This window comes from Streptomyces scabiei 87.22, from assembly GCF_000091305.1.
Classification (GTDB): domain Bacteria; phylum Actinomycetota; class Actinomycetes; order Streptomycetales; family Streptomycetaceae; genus Streptomyces; species Streptomyces scabiei.
Genome location: NC_013929.1, coordinates 6,588,057 through 6,606,541, shown reverse-complemented (window position 1 = coordinate 6,606,541; position 18,485 = coordinate 6,588,057). Strand labels below are relative to the sequence as shown.

Genomic DNA, 18,485 nt, shown 5'->3' with positions numbered 1-18,485 from the left:
ATGTCGCAGATGCCCCAGCCGACCGCGCTGACGAAGTGCCCGATCTGCGACTGGCCCGTCGCCTCGGACGACCGCTTCTGCGGTGCGTGCGGCCATGACCTCTCGGCGGTGGCCGCACCGCCGGCGGACCAGCCGACCGTCACCCTGAACGGGGTGACGGGTGACGCGCCCGAGGAGGCCACGCCCTTGGACTGGCCCCTCGCCTCCCCGCCCAGCTCCGACACCCCGCCGCCGGTGGTCCGTCCCACCGACATCGCGGGCACCGACTCCGGCGGCGGCGAACTGCCCGGCCCCGGGCGGGGCGTACGGTTCGACCGGCCCCGGGAGCCCGACGAGTACCCGCTGGCCGCGCCCCAGCCGCCGGATCCGCGCACCGCCGACCTCGCCACCCCGCCGGCCGGGACGAAGCTGTGCGTGGCCTGCCGCGCGGGCCACGTCGACCGGGACGGCTACTGCGAGAACTGCGGGCACGCCCAGCCGCGTGAACGCGACCACATGGAACTGCAGTTGGGCGCGGTCGCCGCGGTCAGCGACCGGGGGTTGCGCCACCACCGCAACGAGGACTCGTTCGCGATCTCCTCGACCGCGCTGCCCGACGGCTCCCCCGCGGTCGTCGCGATCGTCTGCGACGGCGTGTCCTCCGCGACCCGCCCCGACGACGCCTCGCTCGCCGCGGCGCGCACCGCCAACGAGACGGTGCTGGAGTCGCTGCCGCGCGGCACCCATCCGCAGCAGGCGATGCACGAGGCGATCGTCGCCGCCGCCCGTGCCGTCAACGCCCTGGCGGAGGAACCGGAGACGGCCCAGGAACACGCCCCGCACCAGAACGCGCCGGCGTGCACCATCGTGGGCTCCGTCGTCACCCCGAACCTGCTGGTCGTCGGCTGGGTCGGCGACAGCCGCGCCTACTGGGTCCCGGTGGACCGCAGCGCGCCCCCGGCCCGGCTCACCGAGGACGACTCGTGGGCGGCGCAGATGGTGTCCGCGGGCCTGATGAACGAGGCCGAGGCGTACGCCGACGAGCGCGCGCACGCGATCACCGGCTGGCTCGGCGCCGACGCGTACGAACTGGAGCCGCACACCGCTTCCTTCAAGCCGGACCGGCCGGGTGTAGTTGTGGTGTGCACCGACGGACTGTGGAACTACGCGGAGGCCGCCGAGGAGATGGCCGAGGCCGTGCCCGCGGACGCGGCCGAGCGGCCGCTGCACTGTGCGCAGGTGCTGGTGGGCCGGGCCCTCGACGGCGGGGGCCACGACAACGTAACAGTGGCCGTTCTGCCGTTCCCGGCCCCTCCCCAGGGGGCAGGATCGGCCTGAGCGCGCTCGCCGGGCGGGATGCCCGCGGGCGCCTCGGCGGCCGGACGGGCCGACGAACGAGAAGCGCCGGCGGACCGGAGGGGACCGGTCCGTGCGGGCACGCACAGTCATCTCCCCACGGGCCGTGGGGCCAACAGTGGTGCTGCTAGGGGGATCAGAGTAGGCATGGCCAAATTCTCGAAGTCGAACGTGCCGCAGTTCTCGGTCGAGGTGTACCAGAACGAGTACCTGCCCGAGGGCGGACGCGAGGTCAACGCCATCGTCACGGTCAGCGCGACCGGCGGCGGAACCATCGGCACCGCGGTCGCCGCGCCGCACCTGTACTCGCCCGGCCAGGGCCCGTCCGCCGCCGTGGCACTCATGGTCGACTGCTCGGGGTCGATGGACTACCCGCCGACCAAGATGCGCAACGCCCGGGACGCCACGGCCGCCGCGATCGACACCCTGCGCGACGGCGTCCACTTCGCGGTGATCGACGGCACCCACGTGGCCCGCGAGGTGTACCCCGGCGGCGGGCGGCTCGCGGTCGCCGACTCCGCCACCCGGGCCCAGGCCAAGCAGGCGCTGCGCCGGCTCAGCGCGGGCGGCGGCACCGCCATCGGCACCTGGCTGAGGCTCGCGGACCGGCTGCTCGCCTCGGAGGACGTCGCCATCCGCCACGGCATCCTGCTGACCGACGGCCGCAACGAGCACGAGTCGCCGGAGGACTTGAAGGCCGCGCTGGACGCCTGTGCCGGACGGTTCACGTGTGACGCGCGTGGAGTGGGAACCGACTGGGAGGTCAAGGAGGTCACCCAGATCGCCTCCGCGCTCCTCGGCACCGCCGACATCGTCGCCGACCCGGCCGCGCTGTCCGCCGACTTCACGCAGATGATGGAGGCGGCCATGGGCAAGGAGGTCGCGGACGTCGCGCTGCGGCTGTGGACCCCGGTCGGCACCCGGATCAAGTTCGTGAAGCAAGTGGCGCCCACGGTCGTGGAGTTGACCGAGCGTCGCACGGAGGCCGGGCCGCGGGCCGGCGACTACCCGACCGGTTCGTGGGGGGACGAGTCCCGCGACTACCACGTGTGCGTCGAGGTCCCGGCCGCCAGCCTCGGCCAGGAGATGCTCGCCGCCCGCGTCTCCCTGGTCATCCCCCAGCCCGACGGCGGAACCGCGCAGAACCTCGGCGCACAGGGTCTGGTGAAGGCCGTGTGGACCGACGACATGGCCGCCTCCACGTCGATCAACCCCCAGGTCGCGCACTACACGGGTCAGGCCGAACTGGCCCAGGTCATCCAGCAGGGGCTGGACGCTCGCAAATCAGGTGATTTCGACGGAGCGACGGCCAAGCTCGGGCGGGCCGTGCAGCTCGCCAGCGCGTCGGGGAACGCGGATACTGCGAAACTGCTTGCGAAGGTGGTGGACGTGGTCGACGCGGCGACAGGTACTGTGCGACTGAAGGCGAAGGTCACGGAGGCCGACGAGATGACTCTCGAAACGCGGTCGACAAAGACTGTTCGTGTAAAGAAGTAGGTAGAAACAACCCGAAGCACCGCCGCGCGTCAGCCTGGCTTCCCCAGCGGGAATCCGGACAGAACCGGCCACACCGGCCCGTCGCGGCCACAGGAACCGGCCGCGAGGTCGGAAAGGAGAGGGGGAAGCGCCGACATGCCGACCTGCCCGAACGGACACCAGTCGGGTTCCGACGACTGGTGCGAGGTCTGCGGTCACCGTATGGCCGGTGCCGTACCCCCGCCGCCACCGCCGCCGCCTCCGGGCGCCGGTTACGGATACCCGCCGCCCGGTTCGCCTCCCCCGCCTCCGGGCGCGGGCGGTCCCGGCCCCGGGGGTCCCGGCGGACGCCCGCACCTCGCCGCCCAGACGGAACTCTGCCCGCAGTGCCGCACGCCCCGCGAGGGCGGCGCGCCCTTCTGCGAGGAGTGCCGGTGGAACTTCCTGACCAACACCGCCACGACGTACACCCCGGCCGCACCCAGGCCGTCGACACCCGGCCCGGGTCAGGGTCAGGGTGGGCCCGGACCCGGACCCGGTGGACCCGGACCCGGTGGACCCGGACCCGGTGGACCCGGTCAGGGCCCCGGCGGGAACCCGGCGCTCCGGTTCCAGCAGCAGCAACCGCCCGCCCCGTCCTACGGCGGCGGTGACGCCTACGACTACCAGAGCTCCCGCCCCTCACAGGTGAACCGTCCCGCCGAGCCGATCCCGCCGGGACCCCAGTTCGGCGGCGAGCCGTCGGGTCCGGGCGGGCCCGGCCAAGGCGGGTACGGCGGGCCCGGTGGACAGGGTGGCCAGGGCGGTCCCGGTGGACAGGGTGGCCAGGGCGGTCCCGGTGGACCCGGCCGTCCGGGCGGTCCCGGTGGTCCTGGCGGCCCGGCGGGGCCCGGTGGTCCCGGCGGGTTCGGCGGCGGGCCCGCGGGGCAGGGCGGCCGGCCCGGTCCGGGGCAGTCCGGTCGGCCGGGCGAGCCCGGCCCGTCCGGTGCGCCCGGTGCGCCCGGTGCGTCCGCGTTCGGGCAGGATCCTTCGCGACCCGGTGGCCCGGCCTTCGGTGGCGACCCCTCGCGCCCCGGCCCCTCGGCCTTCGGCGGCGACCCCTCACGACCGGTTCCGCCGCCGGACGGCCCCGGTGGACCCGGCGGCTCCGGATTCCCCGGTGGACCGGGGCCGGGCGGTCACGGTGGCCAGGGCCCCGGCGGTCAGGGCCCTGGCGGTCAGGGCCCCGGTGGCCGGCAGGCGTTCCAGCAGGCGGGGCCGTCCGCTCCGCCCGGCTTCCCGCAGGAGACCCGGCGACCCCAGCCCGGAGGGCCCGGCGGCGGCGGTCAGGGCGGCCCCGGTGGCGGTCCCGGCTTCGGCGCCGACGACGACTGGGTGATCTCCCCGCCGTCGACCGGCCCCGGAGGGCCCGGTGGCCCCGGCGGTCAGGGTGGCCCCGGCGGTGCAGGGGCGCGCCCCGATGGCTACGGCTACCCGCAGCCGGCTGTCACCCAGGCTCCGCCCGGCCCCGCGTACCCGCAGGCGCCGATGTCCTGGAGCGCGACCATCGGTCCCGACCGCGACTACTTCATGGCGATGATGCAGCGCTCGGGCCCCGAGGCCGCGGGCCTGAACCTGCCCGCGTACTCCCCGGAGCAGAGACGCGCCCTCACCGGCAACCAGATCACCATCGGGCGCCGCCGCCACTCCACCGGTGACACCCCCGACATCGATCTGTCGGTGCCGCCGGAGGACCCGGGCGTCTCCCACCAGCACGCCGTGCTGGTGCAGCAGCCGGACGGCGGCTGGGCCGTGGTCGACCAGAACTCCACCAACGGCACCACCGTCAACGGTTCCGAGGAACCCATCCAGCCGTTCGTCCCGATCCCCCTCCAGGACGGGGACCGGGTGCACGTGGGCGCCTGGACGACGATCACGATCCGCCGGGGCTGACCCGCCCCACCGGCGAGAGACCGGGGCCGGCCGAGCGACTCGGCCGGCCCCGGCCGTTCGTCCGGCCCGGCTCGCCCCGGGCGGGGTCCTCAGTCCGGGAGAGGCCAGGCGTACGGCCCTTCCGGGTCGTCCAGCCAGGCCCAGGCGCGGTCGCCGCGCACCGTGATGCCGTAACGCTCGCGCTCGGGCATGTCCTCGCGCTGCCACAGGGCGAGGGCCTCGTGCGGGTCGAGACTGCCCGTCGTCAGCGCGATCAGGAACCGGAACAGCTCGTGGTCCCTGGCCCGGCTCGGCAGCCCGCCGAGATGCGGATGCATCGCCTCCGGCTCACTGCCCCCGCGCAGCGGCACGAAGTACGCCGACGTGTGCAGGAAACGCCCCTCGGCCCGCTCCGCGTCCTCGACCCGCAGCCGCACCAGACCGGTGGCCAGCGGCGTCAGGATGCGCGCACCGGGGACGCACTGGGCGAGCCAGGCGCGCGGGATCGACGGCAGGGTGCAGGTCGCGATGATCCGGTCGTACGGCGCCCGCTCGGGCACCCCACGCGCCCCGTCCGCGGTGACGACCGTCGGGTGGTGGCCGGCCGCGTCCAGATGCCTGCGCGCCGCCTCCGTGATGTCGGCGTCCAGATCGACGGTCGTGACCTGCTCGTCCCCGAGCCGGTGCGCGAGCAGGGCCGCGTTGTACCCGGTGCCGGCTCCGATCTCCAGCACCCGGTCGCCGTCCTCCACCTCCAGTTCGGCCAGCATCTTGGCCATCAGAGACGGCTGGCTGCTGGAGGAGATCAGCCGACCGTCCCGCAGCCGTGTGGCGAGCGGGGCGTCGGCGTACGCTCCGCGCACCCAGCGCTCACGCCGCCTGGGGTCGCGTTCCTCGCCCCACAGCCGCTCGAAGCCGCCCACGGCGCTCACGTAGTAGTAGGGCACGAACAGGTGCCGGGGAACGCTCTCGAACGCCTTGCGCCACTGCGGGTCGGCGTCCCACGCCCCACTGGCCTCGATCTCGCGCACCAGCGCCGACCGGGCCTCTGCGGCGAGACGTTCCAGGTCGTGGTCCACAGCGCGCGTGCCCATACCTCCACTGTGCGGCCGGAGGCCCCGGGAGGCGAGTACCACGCCGCATCGGACCGGATTCGCCCGCTCCGTCCGCCCGCTCCACCCCATCCGCCCGCTCGGTCCCTCCGTGGATGGTCCTAAGCCTGGAGTCCTCCTCCCACGCGTCTGAGACCATGGGTGACGTGAATGAGATTCGGCGCGGCACGCTGCAGGAGCAGACCTTCTACGAGCAGGTCGGTGGCGAGGAGACCTTCCGGTGCCTCGTGCGCCGTTTCTACGAGGGCGTCGCCGAGGATCCGATCCTGCGGCCCATGTATCCCGAGGAGGACCTGGGCCCGGCCGAGGACCGCCTCACGCTGTTCCTGATCCAGTACTGGGGCGGCCCCACCACGTACAGCGAGAACCGCGGCCATCCCCGGCTCCGTATGCGCCACGCCCCCTTCACCGTCGACCGGGCCGCCCACGACGCCTGGCTGAAGCACATGCGCGACGCCGTCGACGAGCTCCGGCTCTCCGAGGAGCACGAGCGCATCCTGTGGAACTACCTCACGTACGCGGCCGCCTCGATGGTGAACGCCCCGGGCTGAGCCGGCCGGGGCGGCGCGGGGTCAGCGGACGCTGACGTCGAGCGCCCCGAGTCCCGCCCTGCGCACGGCGACCGATCCGTACGGCGTGCGCAGCCGCAGCCACGCGCCCGACGCGAAGAGTTCCGGCGATGCCTGCGCGGGCGCGCCCGCCGCCGTCCGCGCGGTGCGCAGGAAGCCGAGCGACTGGGCCGCGTGCACGGCCCGGACCGGCAGCGGGGTGTCCCCGACCGTCCGGGACCAGATCTCCCGCCCGATCCGGTCGAGCTCGGCCCGCGTACGGTGCTCGGGCGGCAGTTCCTCGGTGCGGGAGCGGAACTCGCGCACCGCCGCGGAGACCGTCGTCCGCAGCGCATCGGGCTCCGGCAGCCCGGCCTCGGGCCGCCAGCCGCCGCGCGGGGGGAGCACCCCGGCCCACGGAGGCCCGGTCACCGCCCCCGGGACGACGGCCGTACCGGCCGACTCGTCGACGGACTCCAGGAGTTCACCGGCCGACACGGTCACGTCGAGCGTGACGTCGAGCCCGTTCTCGTACGGCTTGGCGAGGCGGGCGGCCCTGATGGCCAGGACCTCGAAGGACGGCGGCCGCCCGAAGACGGCCAGCGCGGTGCCCGCCGCCTGGAGACGCACCGCGGCTCCACGGTCGTAGTGGAGCAGCCGGGAGAGGAAGGCCGCGAGGTCCGCCGCCTCCCCCTCGTCGGCGAGGTGGAGCACCGTCATGCGGCGACGGCCCTCTCCTGGTCGTCCCGGTACTCCTCCAGGAACGCGCGTTCGTCGGCGGTGATCCGGCGGGGCCGCTGGGTCGCGAAGTCGAACGGCACGATCACCGTCGAGGCCCGGACGTAGACCTGCTCCGGGTCCTTGACCTCGTAGGTGATCGTGAAGGACGCCGCTCGTATCTCCGTGACCCACAGCTCGATGTCCACCGGCTTGTGCCGGTGCACGAGCTGCCGCTTGTAGTCGATCTCGTGCCGCGCCACCACGGACCCCTGCTTGAAGTCCTTCTCCGGGCGGAACAGGAAGTCGATACGGGCTTCCTCCAGATAGCGGAGGAAGACCACGTTGTTGACGTGGCCGTACGCGTCCATGTCCGCCCAGCGCAGCGGGCAGCGGTAGATGTGGCGCAAGATCAGCCCCGGGTCAGCTTCTTGTAGGTGGCGCGGTGCGGGCGCGTGGCGTCGGCACCGAGCCGCTCGATCTTGTTCTTCTCGTACGACTCGAAGTTGCCCTCGAACCAGAACCACTTGGACTCGCCCTCGTAGGCGAGGATGTGGGTGGCCACCCGGTCCAGGAACCAGCGGTCGTGGGAGATGACCACCGCGGCGCCCGGGAACTCCAGGAGCGCGTTCTCCAGCGACGACAGGGTCTCGACGTCCAGGTCGTTGGTCGGCTCGTCGAGGAGCAGCAGGTTGCCGCCCAGCTTGAGGGTGAGCGCCAGGTTGAGGCGGTTGCGCTCACCGCCGGAGAGCACTCCGGCCGGCTTCTGCTGGTCCGGGCCCTTGAAGCCGAACGCGGAGACGTAGGCGCGGGAGGGCATCTCGACCTGGCCGACGTTGATGTAGTCCAGTTCGTCGGAGACGACGGCCCACAGCGTCTTCTTGGGGTCGATGTTCTCGCGGCTCTGGTCGACGTAGGAGATCTTGACGGTCTCGCCGACCTTGATCGAACCGGAGTCCGGCTCCTCCAGACCCTGGATCATCTTGAAGAGGGTCGTCTTGCCGGCGCCGTTCGGGCCGATGATGCCCACGATGCCGTTGCGCGGCAGCGTGAAGGAGAGGTCGTCGATCAGGACCTTCTCGCCGAAGGCCTTGCTGAGGTTGTTGACCTCGACGACCACGCTGCCCAGGCGCGGGCCCGGCGGGATCTGGATCTCCTCGAAGTCCAGCTTCCGCATCTTGTCGGCCTCGGCCGCCATCTCCTCGTACCGGGCGAGACGGGCCTTGGACTTGGCCTGGCGGCCCTTGGCGTTGGAGCGGACCCACTCCAGCTCTTCCTTGAGCCGCTTGGCGCGCTTGGCGTCCTTCTGGCCCTCGACCTTGAGACGGGTCTGCTTGGTCTCCAGGTAGGTGGAGTAGTTGCCCTCGTAGCCGATCGCGCGGCCGCGGTCGAGCTCCAGGATCCAGCCCGCGACGTTGTCGAGGAAGTACCGGTCGTGGGTGACGGCGACGACGGTGCCGGGGTACTTGGCGAGGTGCTGCTCCAGCCACTGCACGGACTCGGCGTCCAGGTGGTTGGTGGGCTCGTCGAGGAGCAGCAGGTCGGGGGCTTCGAGCAGCAGCTTGCACAGGGCGACACGGCGGCGCTCACCACCGGACAGGTTGGTGACGGGCCAGTCGCCGGGCGGGCAGCCCAGGGCGTCCATGGCCTGCTCCAGCTGGGTGTCCAGGTCCCAGGCGTTCGCGTGGTCCAGGTCCTCCTGGAGCTTGCCCATCTCGTCGAGGAGCGCGTCCGAGTAGTCGGTCGCCATGAGCTCGGCGACCTCGTTGAAGCGGTGGAGCTTGCCCATGATCTCGGCGGCGCCGTCCTGGACGTTCTGCAGGACCGTCTTCGACTCGTCCAGCGGCGGCTCCTGCAGGAGCATGCCGACGGTGTAGCCGGGCGACAGGAACGCGTCACCGTTGGAGGGCTGTTCGAGGCCCGCCATGATCTTGAGAACGGTGGACTTTCCGGCACCGTTCGGACCGACCACACCGATCTTCGCGCCGGGAAGGAAGCTCAGCGTGACGTCGTCAAGGATCACCTTGTCGCCGTGCGCCTTGCGTGTCTTGCGCATCGTGTAGATGTACTCAGCCAAGAGAAACCGTCCGGCAACTTGAAATCTGGCAGTGGGCAGTACCACCCATCTTGCCGCACGGCCAGCCCTCGACGGAAACCGGATGGTGAGGCCGCCGGAGGAACGACGCGGCCCCGGCGCCCAGCGGGCGTACCGGGGCCGCGTCGCACGCGTGTGTCATCGCGCGGTCACGCACTGTCGAGTTGTCAAGGAGCGCTGTCCCTCACGGGTTCCGGCGACGCAGAAGGATCATCACCGCGCCGCCGATCACGACCAGTCCGATGGCGATGCCGCCGATCACCGGAGTGGCGCCGGAGCTGCCGGTCTCGGCGAGGTCGGTGGCCGTGTCGAGGGCCTCGCCCCCGCCCACCGTCGCCGGGCTCGGCTCGCTCAGGGTCTGGACCGAGTCCCCGCCGGCGCCGGCCGCCGTCTGCGTCCGGCAGTCCAGCACGCCCCGGAACCGCTTCGCCTGGCCGTTCGGCCCTTCGATCGTGAAGTCGTACGCCTGGTCCTCCTGGAGGGGGATCGTCACCGTGCGGGTCTCGCCCGCCTCGACGGTGTAGGTGATCCCCATCAGTTCGAAGGTGAAGGGCTCGTCGCCCTTGTTGGCGGCGGTGAGGTCCAGGCCGCCCGCGGCGCAGTTCTTCTCGGCGGACAGGGCCGGTATCGCGCCCTTCCCGGCCCAGTGCGCGGTCGCCGTCGCGGTGACGGTGGACTCGCTGGAGCCGGCGAGGATCTGGGTCTGGCTGCGGGTCTCGGAGGCGAAGGCGCGGCCGACCGGCACGGTCGTCGAGGCCTGCACGGTCAGCTCGGCCGAGCCGTCCGCGGCCTTCTCGGGCACCTCGAAGTACAGCTCGCTGCCGTCCCCGGCCGCGGTCACGTCCTCGCCCTCCGCGTCGACGACCCGTACGCCGTCCGCCGTGGCGTCCGAGGGCGGGGTCACGGTCACGCCGTCCGCGTTGGTGCGCACCGTGACGGGGCCGAGCCGTTCCCCGGGCCGGCCGGAGACCGCCGACGTGTCGAGGGTCAGGGAGGCGGCCGGTTCCGCCAGGTCCCGCGCGTTCTTCTCCAGGTAGTCCGCGAGCTTCTCCGCCTCCGGGTCCAGGGCCGTCACCTCGGCCCCGTCCGAGTACCGCCAGATCGCGACCTGGGTGCCGGCGGCCGCGTCCTCCTCGGTGAGCCCGCCGGCCCCGGCCTTGTCGGCGAGTGCCGCGAGGTCGTTCACCTGCGGATAGGAGTTCTGCAGGATCCAGCGGATCCTGCCCGCCTGCTTGTTGGCGCCGAGCGACGTGCCGCTCCAGGGTGTCTCCCGGTACTCGGCGTCCTTCTGCGTCGGGTTCTGGACGTCGACGCAGTAGGTCTGCAGGGTGCCGCCGCCGTCGACGAACATCTCGAACAGCCCTGCGGGTAGCTGCTGTTCCTGGCCGTCCTCGGTCCTGAGCACGGCCGTTCCGAACGTCTTGAGGCCGTCCATGGTCGCCGTCGCCCCGCCCGAACTCCGCACCGTGTCCTCGGCGGCGGCCGGGCCCGCGGTGACGACCGCGCCCGCGACGACCAGGCCGGACGCGAGTGAGACGGCGGCGAGGCGAGCCGCCCCTCGTCTGCGCGCGGCCCATCCGGACCACCCGGAGAACGACGCCGAGAACGAAGAAAGCACAGAATTTCCCTTCGAGCAGGACCCGTTGACGTGGGGGGTTGTGGTCCCACCAGCAGAATCAGAAGCCCCGTGAGCTATGCCCGGCATCCTAGGGACGAGGCGCACCACCTTTCCCAGTCGTATCGTCGGACAACCGATCCGAATCGGAATCGTTATCGCGTGCACAGCCCATGGACAGCTCTTGTCGACATATCGCCCGGATGTGCACACGGAGCCTTCACCATCCGTACGCCGCTGCCCCACGCCCGCCTCCACCCGGCCCCGGTCCCCGGATTGACGTCACGTCACCCCGGCCGGTTCCGGCCGGAGTTCGGAGGCGGGGTCGAGTCGCTCTCCGGGCGGCGGTGTCTCCCAGGCCGGCTCCGGCTGGGACGGGGACCTGTCGGCACCCGGCGCCTCCCCCCGGGGCGTCCGCCGGAACGCCGAGGTGCCCCGCGAGAGATCGTGGCCGATGGCGACCGCGTCGACGTCCGCGGAGGCCCAGCTCTGACCGTCCCGCTGCTCGGTGCGCACCTTCAACCGCCCCTGCACCACCACCGGATCACCCAGCGACACGGACGACGCCACGTTGGCGGCGAGCGTGCGCCGCGCCCACACGGTGAAGAAGTTGGTGTGGCCGTCGGTCCACTCGTTCTTCTCCCGGTCCCAGTACCGCGAGGTCACCGCCAGCCGGAACCGGGCCGACGAACCCGTCGACAACTCCCGGCAGACCGGCTGGGTCGCCACGTTCCCCACCACGCACACCATCGTCTCGTTCATCTCTCGAACCCCTCCTCGGCGCCGGCCCCGGGACCGGCGCCGACCGGACACGCGTACGGGCCCGTCCCGTACGGCTGCTGCGTCTGTCGTGCGGCGATGCCATGCTCGCCGCGTGTTCAGACTGCCGCCGCCGGGACGAGCCCGCCGAGCCCTGTGCACTACCCACCGGTTGTGGACAACTCCGTCACCCGACGGGGTGAGGCACCCCTGAGAAGGCCACCTCTCACCCCACCGGCGCCACCCTCATGGAGACCGCCTCACACCCCACCGGCGCCACCCTCATGGAGACCGCCTCACACCCCACCGGCGCCACCCCGTGAAGACCGCCCCTCACCCCACCGGCGCCGTCCCCAGCACCCGCCCGTACTGCTCCCGCACCTCCCGGTACCGCAGCAGTTCGGCGGCCACCGGATCCAGCACCCGGGCCCGGCCGCATCCGGCGGCGGCCTCCCGCAGCCGCCGTTCCGCCTCGTGGCCGTACCGCCGTGCCGGACCGCGCGCGGCCATGCGGCAGCCCCACTCGACGGCCGGGCCGCCGACGATGCCGATCACCATCAGCAGCACCGGCACCCCGAGATTCGGTGTCATGAAGCCGATGATCTGCCCCAGCAGCCACAGACCGCCGACGACCTGGAGCAGGGTCATCGACGCCTGCGCGAGCACCGCCGCGGGCCACCAGCCCGGCCGCGGCGGCCGCCCCGTGGGCGCCCCGACCCGCACGGCGAGCTCGTCCAGCGCCTCCGGCAGCCCCTGAGCCCCGCGTACGGCCGCCTCGCGCACCGCCTGGGCCCAGGGCGCGGGCAGTCCCGTGGCGGCGCGCTCCGACAGCGTGCGCACCGCGTGTTCGACGCGTTGGCGCGCGGTGGACTCCTCGTCCACGGGCGCGGCCAGGGCGAGCCGCCCGGTGGGAGGTTCGGCACGGCCCCGGTACCACCGCCACAGCCGTAGCCAGGGGGTACCGCACGCGCGGTTGGCATGGCGCAGCCAGAGGCGTTCGGCGGCCTCGCCCGCGGCGGTGGCGCCGACGGCGTCCGCGAGCCGCGCGGCGAACTCGTCCCGGGCCGGCTCGCTGAGCCCCGCGCGCCGCTGGTTGGCGTACACGGGCCACAGCCGCGCGGCCGCCGCGTCCAGATCGGCGCGCACCCGGCGGGCGGGGGCGCCCCGCTCGGCCACGAACTGGCTCAGCGTGTCGCGCAGTTCCCCCACCCCGTCACCGGTGAGCGCGGACAGTGCGAGCACGGTGGCACCCGGTTCGCCGTGCTCCCCCAGCGCGATCCCGTCCTCGTCGAGCAGGCGCCGCAGATCGTCCAGCACCTGGTGGGCCGCCTCCCCGGGCAGCCGGTCCACCTGGTTGAGGACGACGAACATGACCTCCGCGTGACCGGCCAGGGGCCGCAGATAGCGCTCGTGGAGGACGGCGTCCGCGTACTTCTCCGGGTCTACGACCCAGATGACGGCGTCCACGAGCGCCAGGATCCGGTCCACCTGCTCCCGGTGCTGCACCGCAGCCGAGTCGTGGTCGGGCAGGTCCACCAGGACGAGCCCCCGCAGCTGGGCCTCCGCCTCCGGGCTCTGCAGCGGCCGCCGCCGCAGCCTCCCCGGAATGCCCAGCCGGTCGATGAGACTCGCGGCTCCGTCGCTCCAGCTGCACGCGATGGGCGCGGCCGTGGTGGGCCGGCGTACGCCCGTCTCCGAGATCGTCACTCCCGCGAGGGAGTTGAACAGCATGGACTTGCCGCTTCCGGTGGCGCCCGCGATGGCGACGACCGTGTGCTGCCCCGAGAGCCTGCGTCGCGCCGCGGCCTCGTCCAGCACCCGTCCGGCCTCCGCCAGGGTCGTGCTGTCCAGTCGTGTGCGGGACGCCCCCACCAGCTCCCGCAGCGCGTCGAGCCGCGACCTCAGGCGTCCGTCGTACGCGAGCGGGGCCGGCTGGGCGACCGGGGCCCTGTTCTCCGTGCCCGGGGCCCGCTCGGTGGCCCCCGCCTCCGTGACCCGCCGCGCGATGAGCCCGTCGTCCCACGGATCTCCGGACTCGGCCCGCGCGGACGGATCACCGGACGGGTCACCGGACGAACCCCCCACCGAACCCCCCTCCGAGCCACTGGCCGAAGCACTGGCCGAAGCACTCGCCGGACGACCGGACGCGCCACCGCCGGAACGGTCGGGCACGCGCGCGTGGGCATCGCTCCCGCCCCGGGCACGCTGCTCGCGGCCCGGCCCGGCCGGTGCGTCGGCGGCCCGGTCCGGCGCCGCCGCGCGCCTCTCCTCGCACCGCGCGCCCGGAGCCCTCTCCGACAGCCCCCTGTCGCCCTGGCTCCCGCCCGGCCTCTCGAAGGTCCTCTCACCCGTCCTGTCGTCACCCTTCTCGGGCACGTCGTCTCCGGTCTGATCCGTGTGGTCAGTGACGGCGGTCACGGCGGTCACCTCTCCTTCTGCAGTACGGACAGGGCGGCGATGAGTTCGGCCTGCGGTTCGGGGTGCACGTCGAGTGCGTCGAGCGGGGCGAGACGGCGTTCGCGCTCGGTGTCCAGGGCCCGCTCCAGGTACTCGGTGAGCAACCGTCCGCCCCGGTCGCGCAGCCGCAGCGCGCCGTGCGCCCCGATCCGTTCGGCGAGCCCCTCGCCCGCGGACCGTGCCCGCCGTCCGCCCAGGAGGGCCGTGGCGCCCAGCGCGGCCACCGCCTCCACGTCCGGCGCGACGCTCCGGTCGAGGTCGCGCACCTCTTCCTCGGCGTACTCCTCCAGCACGCGCCGCCAGCGTCGTACGGTGATCCCGATCCGGTCCTCGACGCTCTCGCGCGCGGTGTCACGTTCCGTCAGTCCGGCCGCCACGGCGGCCGGTTCGCGGCGCCAGGTCTCGCCGATCCGCTCGTCGGCGGCGGTGACGGCGCAGAGCAGCAGGGTGCCGAGGCTTTCGACGAGGGCGTCGAGCAGTTCACCCGCCGTGCAGTCCAGCGGATAGCTGCGCCACCGTTTGAGGGCGTCCCCCGCGAGCACCGCCCCCGCCTGCAGCCGCCCCTTCACGCGCGCGTACTCGCTGTCGTACGCCGTGTCGACGGCGGCGGTGAGGCGCAGGGCCGTGGAGTACTGCTGGGCCGCCGCGCTCGCCAGTTCGGGCATCCGGGACCTCAGCGAGTCGAGGACCCCGTACGCCGTGCGGGCCGCGGTCTCGTGCCGGGCCGCCGGGTCGGTCGCCTGCTGGACGAGCCAGGCCCGCAGCGGAGCGACGGCGGTGCCCGGCAGCAGCCCTCCGCCCCAGGCGGACTCGGGCAGCTCGGGCACGGTGAACCGGGGCACGTCGCCGAGCCCGGCCTTGGTCAGCAGCGCCCCGTACTGCCGGGAGACCTCGGACACCACCTGGTGGGGCACCCGGTCCAGCACGGTGACCAGGGTCGCCCGGTGCTCCTTCGCGGACCGCAGCAGATGCCAGGGCACGGCGTCGGCGTAACGGGAGGCCGTGGTGACCATCACCCAGATGTCGGCGGCGCAGATCAGTTCGGCGGCGAGTACGCGGTTGTCGGCGTCCAGGGAGTCGACGTCGGGGGCGTCGAGCAGGGCGAGACCGGGCGGAAGGCTGTCGGCGGTCTCGACGCGCAGGACGCGCTCACCCCCCTTGCCGCCGCCCCCGCCCGGCGGGAACGACCCGTCGTCCGGATCCTGACCGGGCTCCCGCCGCACCGGCCGGGCGCGGGTGAGGTGCGGCAGGACCCGCATCCCACTGAACCAGTGGTGGTCCTCGGGATGGCAGATCAGCACGGGCGTGCGGGTCGTCGGCCGCAGCACTCCGGCCTCGCTGACCTTCCGCCCCACCAGGGAGTTGACGAGAGTGGACTTGCCGGCTCCGGTCGACCCCCCGATCACGGCCAGCAAGGGCGCTTCGGGTTGCCGCAACCGGGGCACCAGATAGTCGTCGAGTTGCGCGAGCAGTTCGTCGCGGTTGGCACGCGCGCGCGGAGCCCCTGCCAGGGGCAGCGGGAAGCGCGCGGCGGCGACACGGTCGCGCAGGGCGGAGAGCGCGTCGAGCAGCTGGGGCCGTACGTCCAAGGTCACCACATGCGAAGAATGCCCAATTTTGGGAACATTCTGAAGCATATAAGTACGCCTGCGCGCCGAGCGGACACAGAGGGACGGAAGGGGCGAGAGGGGCGCAGGCATAACGAGTGCACAACATGCGGGGTCCGAGCCGCGAAAAGAGGTGCACGATTCGTACCTGCCTGCGATTATCAGGACCGCTTCACCGAACCTCCACATTGAGCCACGGAGGCGAAGCAACAGGGTCAAGGACTCGGGAGCCCTATCCTTGTCCCCGGCGACGTCACGGATCCGCCCACACCCGGGCACCAGACAGAGGCCACCACACCCGGCCCCCGTAGCTCAGTGGATAGAGCAGGCGCCTTCTAAGCGCTTGGCCGCAGGTTCGAGTCCTGCCGGGGGCGCAAGTCTCCGCCCTCCCTCCGGGAGGGCTTTTTTACTGGTCACAGCGGGTATCGCCCGCCACGACACAGCCCCGGACACTCCCCCGACGACCAAGGGAGGGTTCCGGGGCTGTCCGGCTGTCACCGGATTCTCGCGGGTGGCCCCGTCGAATAGGTGTCGAAATCCTCACCGCGAAGCCTCCGCTTCCATCGGCTTCCGGCCCCGGACGGTCCCCGACGGCCTCCGGGCACCGTTTCAGGTCAGGCAGCCGCCCTCGACACCACCGTGCGCATGCGGCAGACGGCACCGGCACCGGCACCGGCACTACCTTCGGCGCCGGATGTACCAACCGGCCACGAGCACGATGAGGATCGCAACGGCGAAGGCCCATACGGTCGTTGCGCCGTGGTACGAGCGGTAGGCAGTCAGGGCGAGCATGTGCGGGCGGGTACCCAGGGCGTGTGGCGTCAGTCGAGGCGCGTGGTCCGCCCTTCCGCCGAACGCGGGCCGAAGGCGCCGCTCGCCCTCCCCCGGCGGAGGGCCCTTTTTTCTGTCCGGATTCCGGCGTCGGTGATCGCCGGCCCCACACTCCCGTTCGGAACGGGTGATCCCCCGGCCGACGCCGTGACCCCCGGTGCGCGGGCGCGTTGAAGGGGCGTGCGGCCACGAAGTGGGGGTCGTGCTCACCGATCAAGAAGGAGAACGTGATGTCTCGCATCGCGAAGGCAGCCGTCATCACCCTCGGCACGTCCGCCGTCGTGCTGAGCGGCGCCGGCCTGGCCTCGGCGGACGCGGGTGCCGAGGCCAAGGCCGTCGGCTCGCCGGGTGTCCTCTCGGGCAACATCGTCCAGGTCCCCGTCAACATTCCGGTCAACCTGTGCGGGAACTCGATCGACGTCGTCGGCCTGCTGAACCCCGCCTTCGGCAACGTCTGCGTCAACAAGAGCGACGACAGCCACAAGGGCAACCCCGGCCCCTCCGGCTACGGCCACTGACACGGCCGACAGCCCTGCGCGCCACAGCGGCGACACGGCAGTGACGCGAAGCCCCCGACGGTGGGACACCCGCCGGGGGCTTCGCGCCGTTCCGGGACCGCCCGCCCCCGGGCCACCGCTGTGGACGACGGGCGGCGGTCACCCGTACCGGTACACGTGCCCGATCGACTCCAGCTCCCCCGGAGTCACGTTCCAGGGCGGCATCCGCTCGTCGCGCGCGACGATCCGCCCCCGCTGGGCATCGCCTTTGCCCGGCGGCTTGGCCGGCAGGTAGCGGGCGCCGCGGTGGCGCTGCTGCCAGCGCGTCCACTGCAGGTCGATGAAGGCGTGGTGCAGCCAGAACACGGGGTCGTTGACGGAGGCCCCGCCGACCATGTGCCCGCCGACCCACCGGTGCACCCGGTTGTGGTTCAGCCACGAGCCGTTCCCGGTCCCCTGGCCCCACCCTTCGAGCCGGTTGCGGAAGCCTCCGCGGGTGACCGAGTTCCAGGGGGACTTGTCGTAGACGGACTCGGCGAGGGCGGCGTCCAGGTCACGGGCGGTGGGCAGGGCCACCGGGTTGCGCGGGTAACCGAAGTCCCGGGTGAGGTACTCGATGTCCGTGAGCCCCTCCGTGATGGTCCATCGGCCCGTCCCGTAGGCGAACGGGCCGGTCGTCACCCGCAGGTCGGAGCGCCGCCCGTTGCCGCCGAGCAGATCGGCGGTCCAGGGCGCGGACGTCGTCGTACGGTCCCGTGTCCAGTCCCAGTACGGCACGGTCACCGAGTCGTCGATCCGGCGCAGCGCCTTCTCCAGCTCCAGCACGAACCGGCGGTGCCAGGGCAGGAAGGAGGGCGCCATGTGGGCCGTCCGCAGACCGCCGTCGCCGTCGGAGACGTAGTGGTCGATGTGCATCCGCACGAACTCGTCGTACTCGCCGCGCTGTTTGAGCTTGAGCAGGGCGTTCACGAACCGCCGGCGCTCCGTGCGGGTGAGCGTGCTGACGTCCTTACGGGTGTAGGCCATGGCCGACCGCTCCCTCCGCCGTCTCCGCCACGCGCAGGCGCTGGGTGGCCCCCAGTTCCTCGACGGCGGCGCGGGTCGCCGCCAGGGCCGTCGGGTACGAGCGGTAGTGGTCGATCATGCTCAGGTACGTGCCGTCCGCGCGGCGCATGAGATGCAGCGGGCGCCCGTCGACGGTCACGTCCCAGGCGCCGGGGCCGGGCGTCCGGGCCCCCAGATAGGCCGTCTGGCTCGTGTCGGCCTCGACCCCGCGGATACGGCGGCCCCGGTACGTCTCGTCGAAGTCGTCCTCTCCGGGTCCGGCCGACCGGCGCGGCCACACGGCGGCGACCACGGGGGTCACGGCCAGGGCGACGGCCGACGCGCCCAGGGCGCGCAGCGCGTTGCGGCGCGTTCTGCTCCGGCCGGCATCGGGGTCCACCGTCACTCTGCTGACGAACAACACTCTCTCCTCGTCGTGTTCGGTAGCGGTGACCCCCGGACGGCCGGGCCCGGGCCGGTA

15 protein-coding genes and 1 tRNA gene are annotated in these 18,485 nt (G+C 72.9%); 6 read left to right on the top strand and 10 right to left on the bottom strand.

The annotated features are described in order from the left end of the window. The 3 genes from SCAB_RS28340 to SCAB_RS45335 all read left to right on the top strand — a co-directional run bounded on the left by SCAB_RS28340 (position 1) and on the right by SCAB_RS45335 (position 4,743). Positions 1–1,317: a PP2C family serine/threonine-protein phosphatase gene (locus SCAB_RS28340; RefSeq protein ID WP_037729605.1), complete on the top strand. Its 1,317-nt coding sequence runs from the start codon at positions 1–3 to the stop codon at positions 1,315–1,317. 165 nt (positions 1,318–1,482) lie between these two features. Beyond that, the gene (locus tag SCAB_RS28335; protein ID WP_013003521.1) at positions 1,483–2,832 is read left to right on the top strand and encodes a vWA domain-containing protein; all 1,350 of its coding nucleotides are present in this window, start codon (positions 1,483–1,485) and stop codon (positions 2,830–2,832) included. A 135-nt stretch (positions 2,833–2,967) separates the two neighbouring features. Then, the gene (locus SCAB_RS45335; protein ID WP_078580203.1) at positions 2,968–4,743 is read left to right on the top strand and encodes an FHA domain-containing protein; all 1,776 of its coding nucleotides are present in this window, start codon (positions 2,968–2,970) and stop codon (positions 4,741–4,743) included. Positions 4,744–4,832: 89 nt separating this feature from the next. On the opposite strand, the gene SCAB_RS28325 is transcribed toward SCAB_RS45335, so the two are convergent. Next, positions 4,833–5,816, bottom strand: coding sequence for a methyltransferase domain-containing protein (locus SCAB_RS28325; RefSeq protein WP_086022891.1), 984 nt, complete (start codon positions 5,814–5,816; stop codon positions 4,833–4,835). A 155-nt stretch (positions 5,817–5,971) separates the two neighbouring features. Between SCAB_RS28325 and SCAB_RS28320 the strand changes: the two genes are divergently transcribed. Continuing rightward, positions 5,972–6,385, top strand: coding sequence for a globin (locus SCAB_RS28320; RefSeq protein ID WP_013003518.1), 414 nt, complete (start codon positions 5,972–5,974; stop codon positions 6,383–6,385). A 21-nt stretch (positions 6,386–6,406) separates the two neighbouring features. Here SCAB_RS28320 and SCAB_RS28315 read toward each other — a convergent pair whose 3' ends face one another. The 7 genes from SCAB_RS28315 to SCAB_RS28285 all read right to left on the bottom strand — a co-directional run bounded on the left by SCAB_RS28315 (position 6,407) and on the right by SCAB_RS28285 (position 15,662). Beyond that, positions 6,407–7,102: a hypothetical protein gene (locus SCAB_RS28315; RefSeq protein WP_013003517.1), complete on the bottom strand. Its 696-nt coding sequence runs from the start codon at positions 7,100–7,102 to the stop codon at positions 6,407–6,409. Beyond that, positions 7,099–7,509 carry an acyl-CoA thioesterase gene (locus SCAB_RS28310; protein ID WP_013003516.1) on the bottom strand — a complete coding sequence of 137 codons (411 nt, stop codon included), beginning with the start codon at positions 7,507–7,509 and terminating at the stop codon, positions 7,099–7,101. Before SCAB_RS28310 ends, SCAB_RS28315 begins: the two co-directional genes overlap by 4 nt. Positions 7,510–7,511: 2 nt before the next feature. Next, positions 7,512–9,176, bottom strand: a complete 1,665-nt coding sequence (gene ettA, locus SCAB_RS28305; protein WP_078580202.1) for an energy-dependent translational throttle protein EttA — start codon at positions 9,174–9,176, stop codon at positions 7,512–7,514. Between the two features lie 202 nt (positions 9,177–9,378). Then, a complete protein-coding gene (locus SCAB_RS28300) occupies positions 9,379–10,812 on the bottom strand; it encodes a Cys-Gln thioester bond-forming surface protein (protein ID WP_013003514.1) in 1,434 nt (477 codons plus the stop codon). Positions 10,813–11,091: 279 nt separating this feature from the next. Continuing rightward, complete coding sequence (locus SCAB_RS28295) at positions 11,092–11,571, bottom strand: single-stranded DNA-binding protein (protein WP_013003513.1); 480 nt, start codon at positions 11,569–11,571, stop codon at positions 11,092–11,094. Between the two features lie 330 nt (positions 11,572–11,901). Beyond that, the gene (locus SCAB_RS28290; RefSeq protein ID WP_086022890.1) at positions 11,902–13,995 is read right to left on the bottom strand and encodes a YfjP family GTPase; all 2,094 of its coding nucleotides are present in this window, start codon (positions 13,993–13,995) and stop codon (positions 11,902–11,904) included. Beyond that, positions 13,992–15,662 (bottom strand): dynamin family protein, encoded by a 1,671-nt coding sequence (locus tag SCAB_RS28285; RefSeq protein WP_046774198.1) that lies wholly within the window; start codon positions 15,660–15,662, stop codon positions 13,992–13,994. Before SCAB_RS28285 ends, SCAB_RS28290 begins: the two co-directional genes overlap by 4 nt. A 271-nt stretch (positions 15,663–15,933) precedes the next feature. Between SCAB_RS28285 and SCAB_RS28280 the strand changes: the two genes are divergently transcribed. After that, a tRNA-Arg gene (locus tag SCAB_RS28280) sits at positions 15,934–16,006 on the top strand. Between the two features lie 687 nt (positions 16,007–16,693). Continuing rightward, positions 16,694–16,981 carry a chaplin gene (locus SCAB_RS28275; protein WP_173402914.1) on the top strand — a complete coding sequence of 96 codons (288 nt, stop codon included), beginning with the start codon at positions 16,694–16,696 and terminating at the stop codon, positions 16,979–16,981. Between the two features lie 138 nt (positions 16,982–17,119). On the opposite strand, the gene SCAB_RS28270 is transcribed toward SCAB_RS28275, so the two are convergent. Both SCAB_RS28270 and SCAB_RS28265 read right to left on the bottom strand, forming a co-directional pair. Then, positions 17,120–17,986: a tyrosinase family protein gene (locus SCAB_RS28270; RefSeq protein WP_013003509.1), complete on the bottom strand. Its 867-nt coding sequence runs from the start codon at positions 17,984–17,986 to the stop codon at positions 17,120–17,122. Further along, a complete protein-coding gene (locus SCAB_RS28265; protein WP_041669742.1) occupies positions 17,970–18,428 on the bottom strand; it encodes a tyrosinase family oxidase copper chaperone in 459 nt (152 codons plus the stop codon). The genes SCAB_RS28270 and SCAB_RS28265 overlap by 17 nt, the downstream gene beginning before the upstream one ends. Positions 18,429–18,485 lie beyond the last annotated feature (57 nt).

What these genes read in the sequence shown, in the direction of transcription:
- SCAB_RS28340 (WP_037729605.1), top strand. Translation starts at nt 1, where the DNA reads ATGTCGCAGATGCCCCAGCCGACCGCGCTGACGAAGTGCCCGATCTGC.
- SCAB_RS28335 (WP_013003521.1), top strand. Translation starts at nt 1,483, where the DNA reads ATGGCCAAATTCTCGAAGTCGAACGTGCCGCAGTTCTCGGTCGAGGTG.
- SCAB_RS45335 (WP_078580203.1), top strand. Translation starts at nt 2,968, where the DNA reads ATGCCGACCTGCCCGAACGGACACCAGTCGGGTTCCGACGACTGGTGC.
- SCAB_RS28325 (WP_086022891.1), bottom strand. Translation starts at nt 5,816, where the DNA reads ATGGGCACGCGCGCTGTGGACCACGACCTGGAACGTCTCGCCGCAGAG.
- SCAB_RS28320 (WP_013003518.1), top strand. Translation starts at nt 5,972, where the DNA reads ATGGGTGACGTGAATGAGATTCGGCGCGGCACGCTGCAGGAGCAGACC.
- SCAB_RS28315 (WP_013003517.1), bottom strand. Translation starts at nt 7,102, where the DNA reads ATGACGGTGCTCCACCTCGCCGACGAGGGGGAGGCGGCGGACCTCGCG.
- SCAB_RS28295 (WP_013003513.1), bottom strand. Translation starts at nt 11,571, where the DNA reads ATGAACGAGACGATGGTGTGCGTGGTGGGGAACGTGGCGACCCAGCCG.
- SCAB_RS28285 (WP_046774198.1), bottom strand. Translation starts at nt 15,662, where the DNA reads ATGCTTCAGAATGTTCCCAAAATTGGGCATTCTTCGCATGTGGTGACC.
- SCAB_RS28275 (WP_173402914.1), top strand. Translation starts at nt 16,694, where the DNA reads ATGTCTCGCATCGCGAAGGCAGCCGTCATCACCCTCGGCACGTCCGCC.
- SCAB_RS28270 (WP_013003509.1), bottom strand. Translation starts at nt 17,986, where the DNA reads ATGGCCTACACCCGTAAGGACGTCAGCACGCTCACCCGCACGGAGCGC.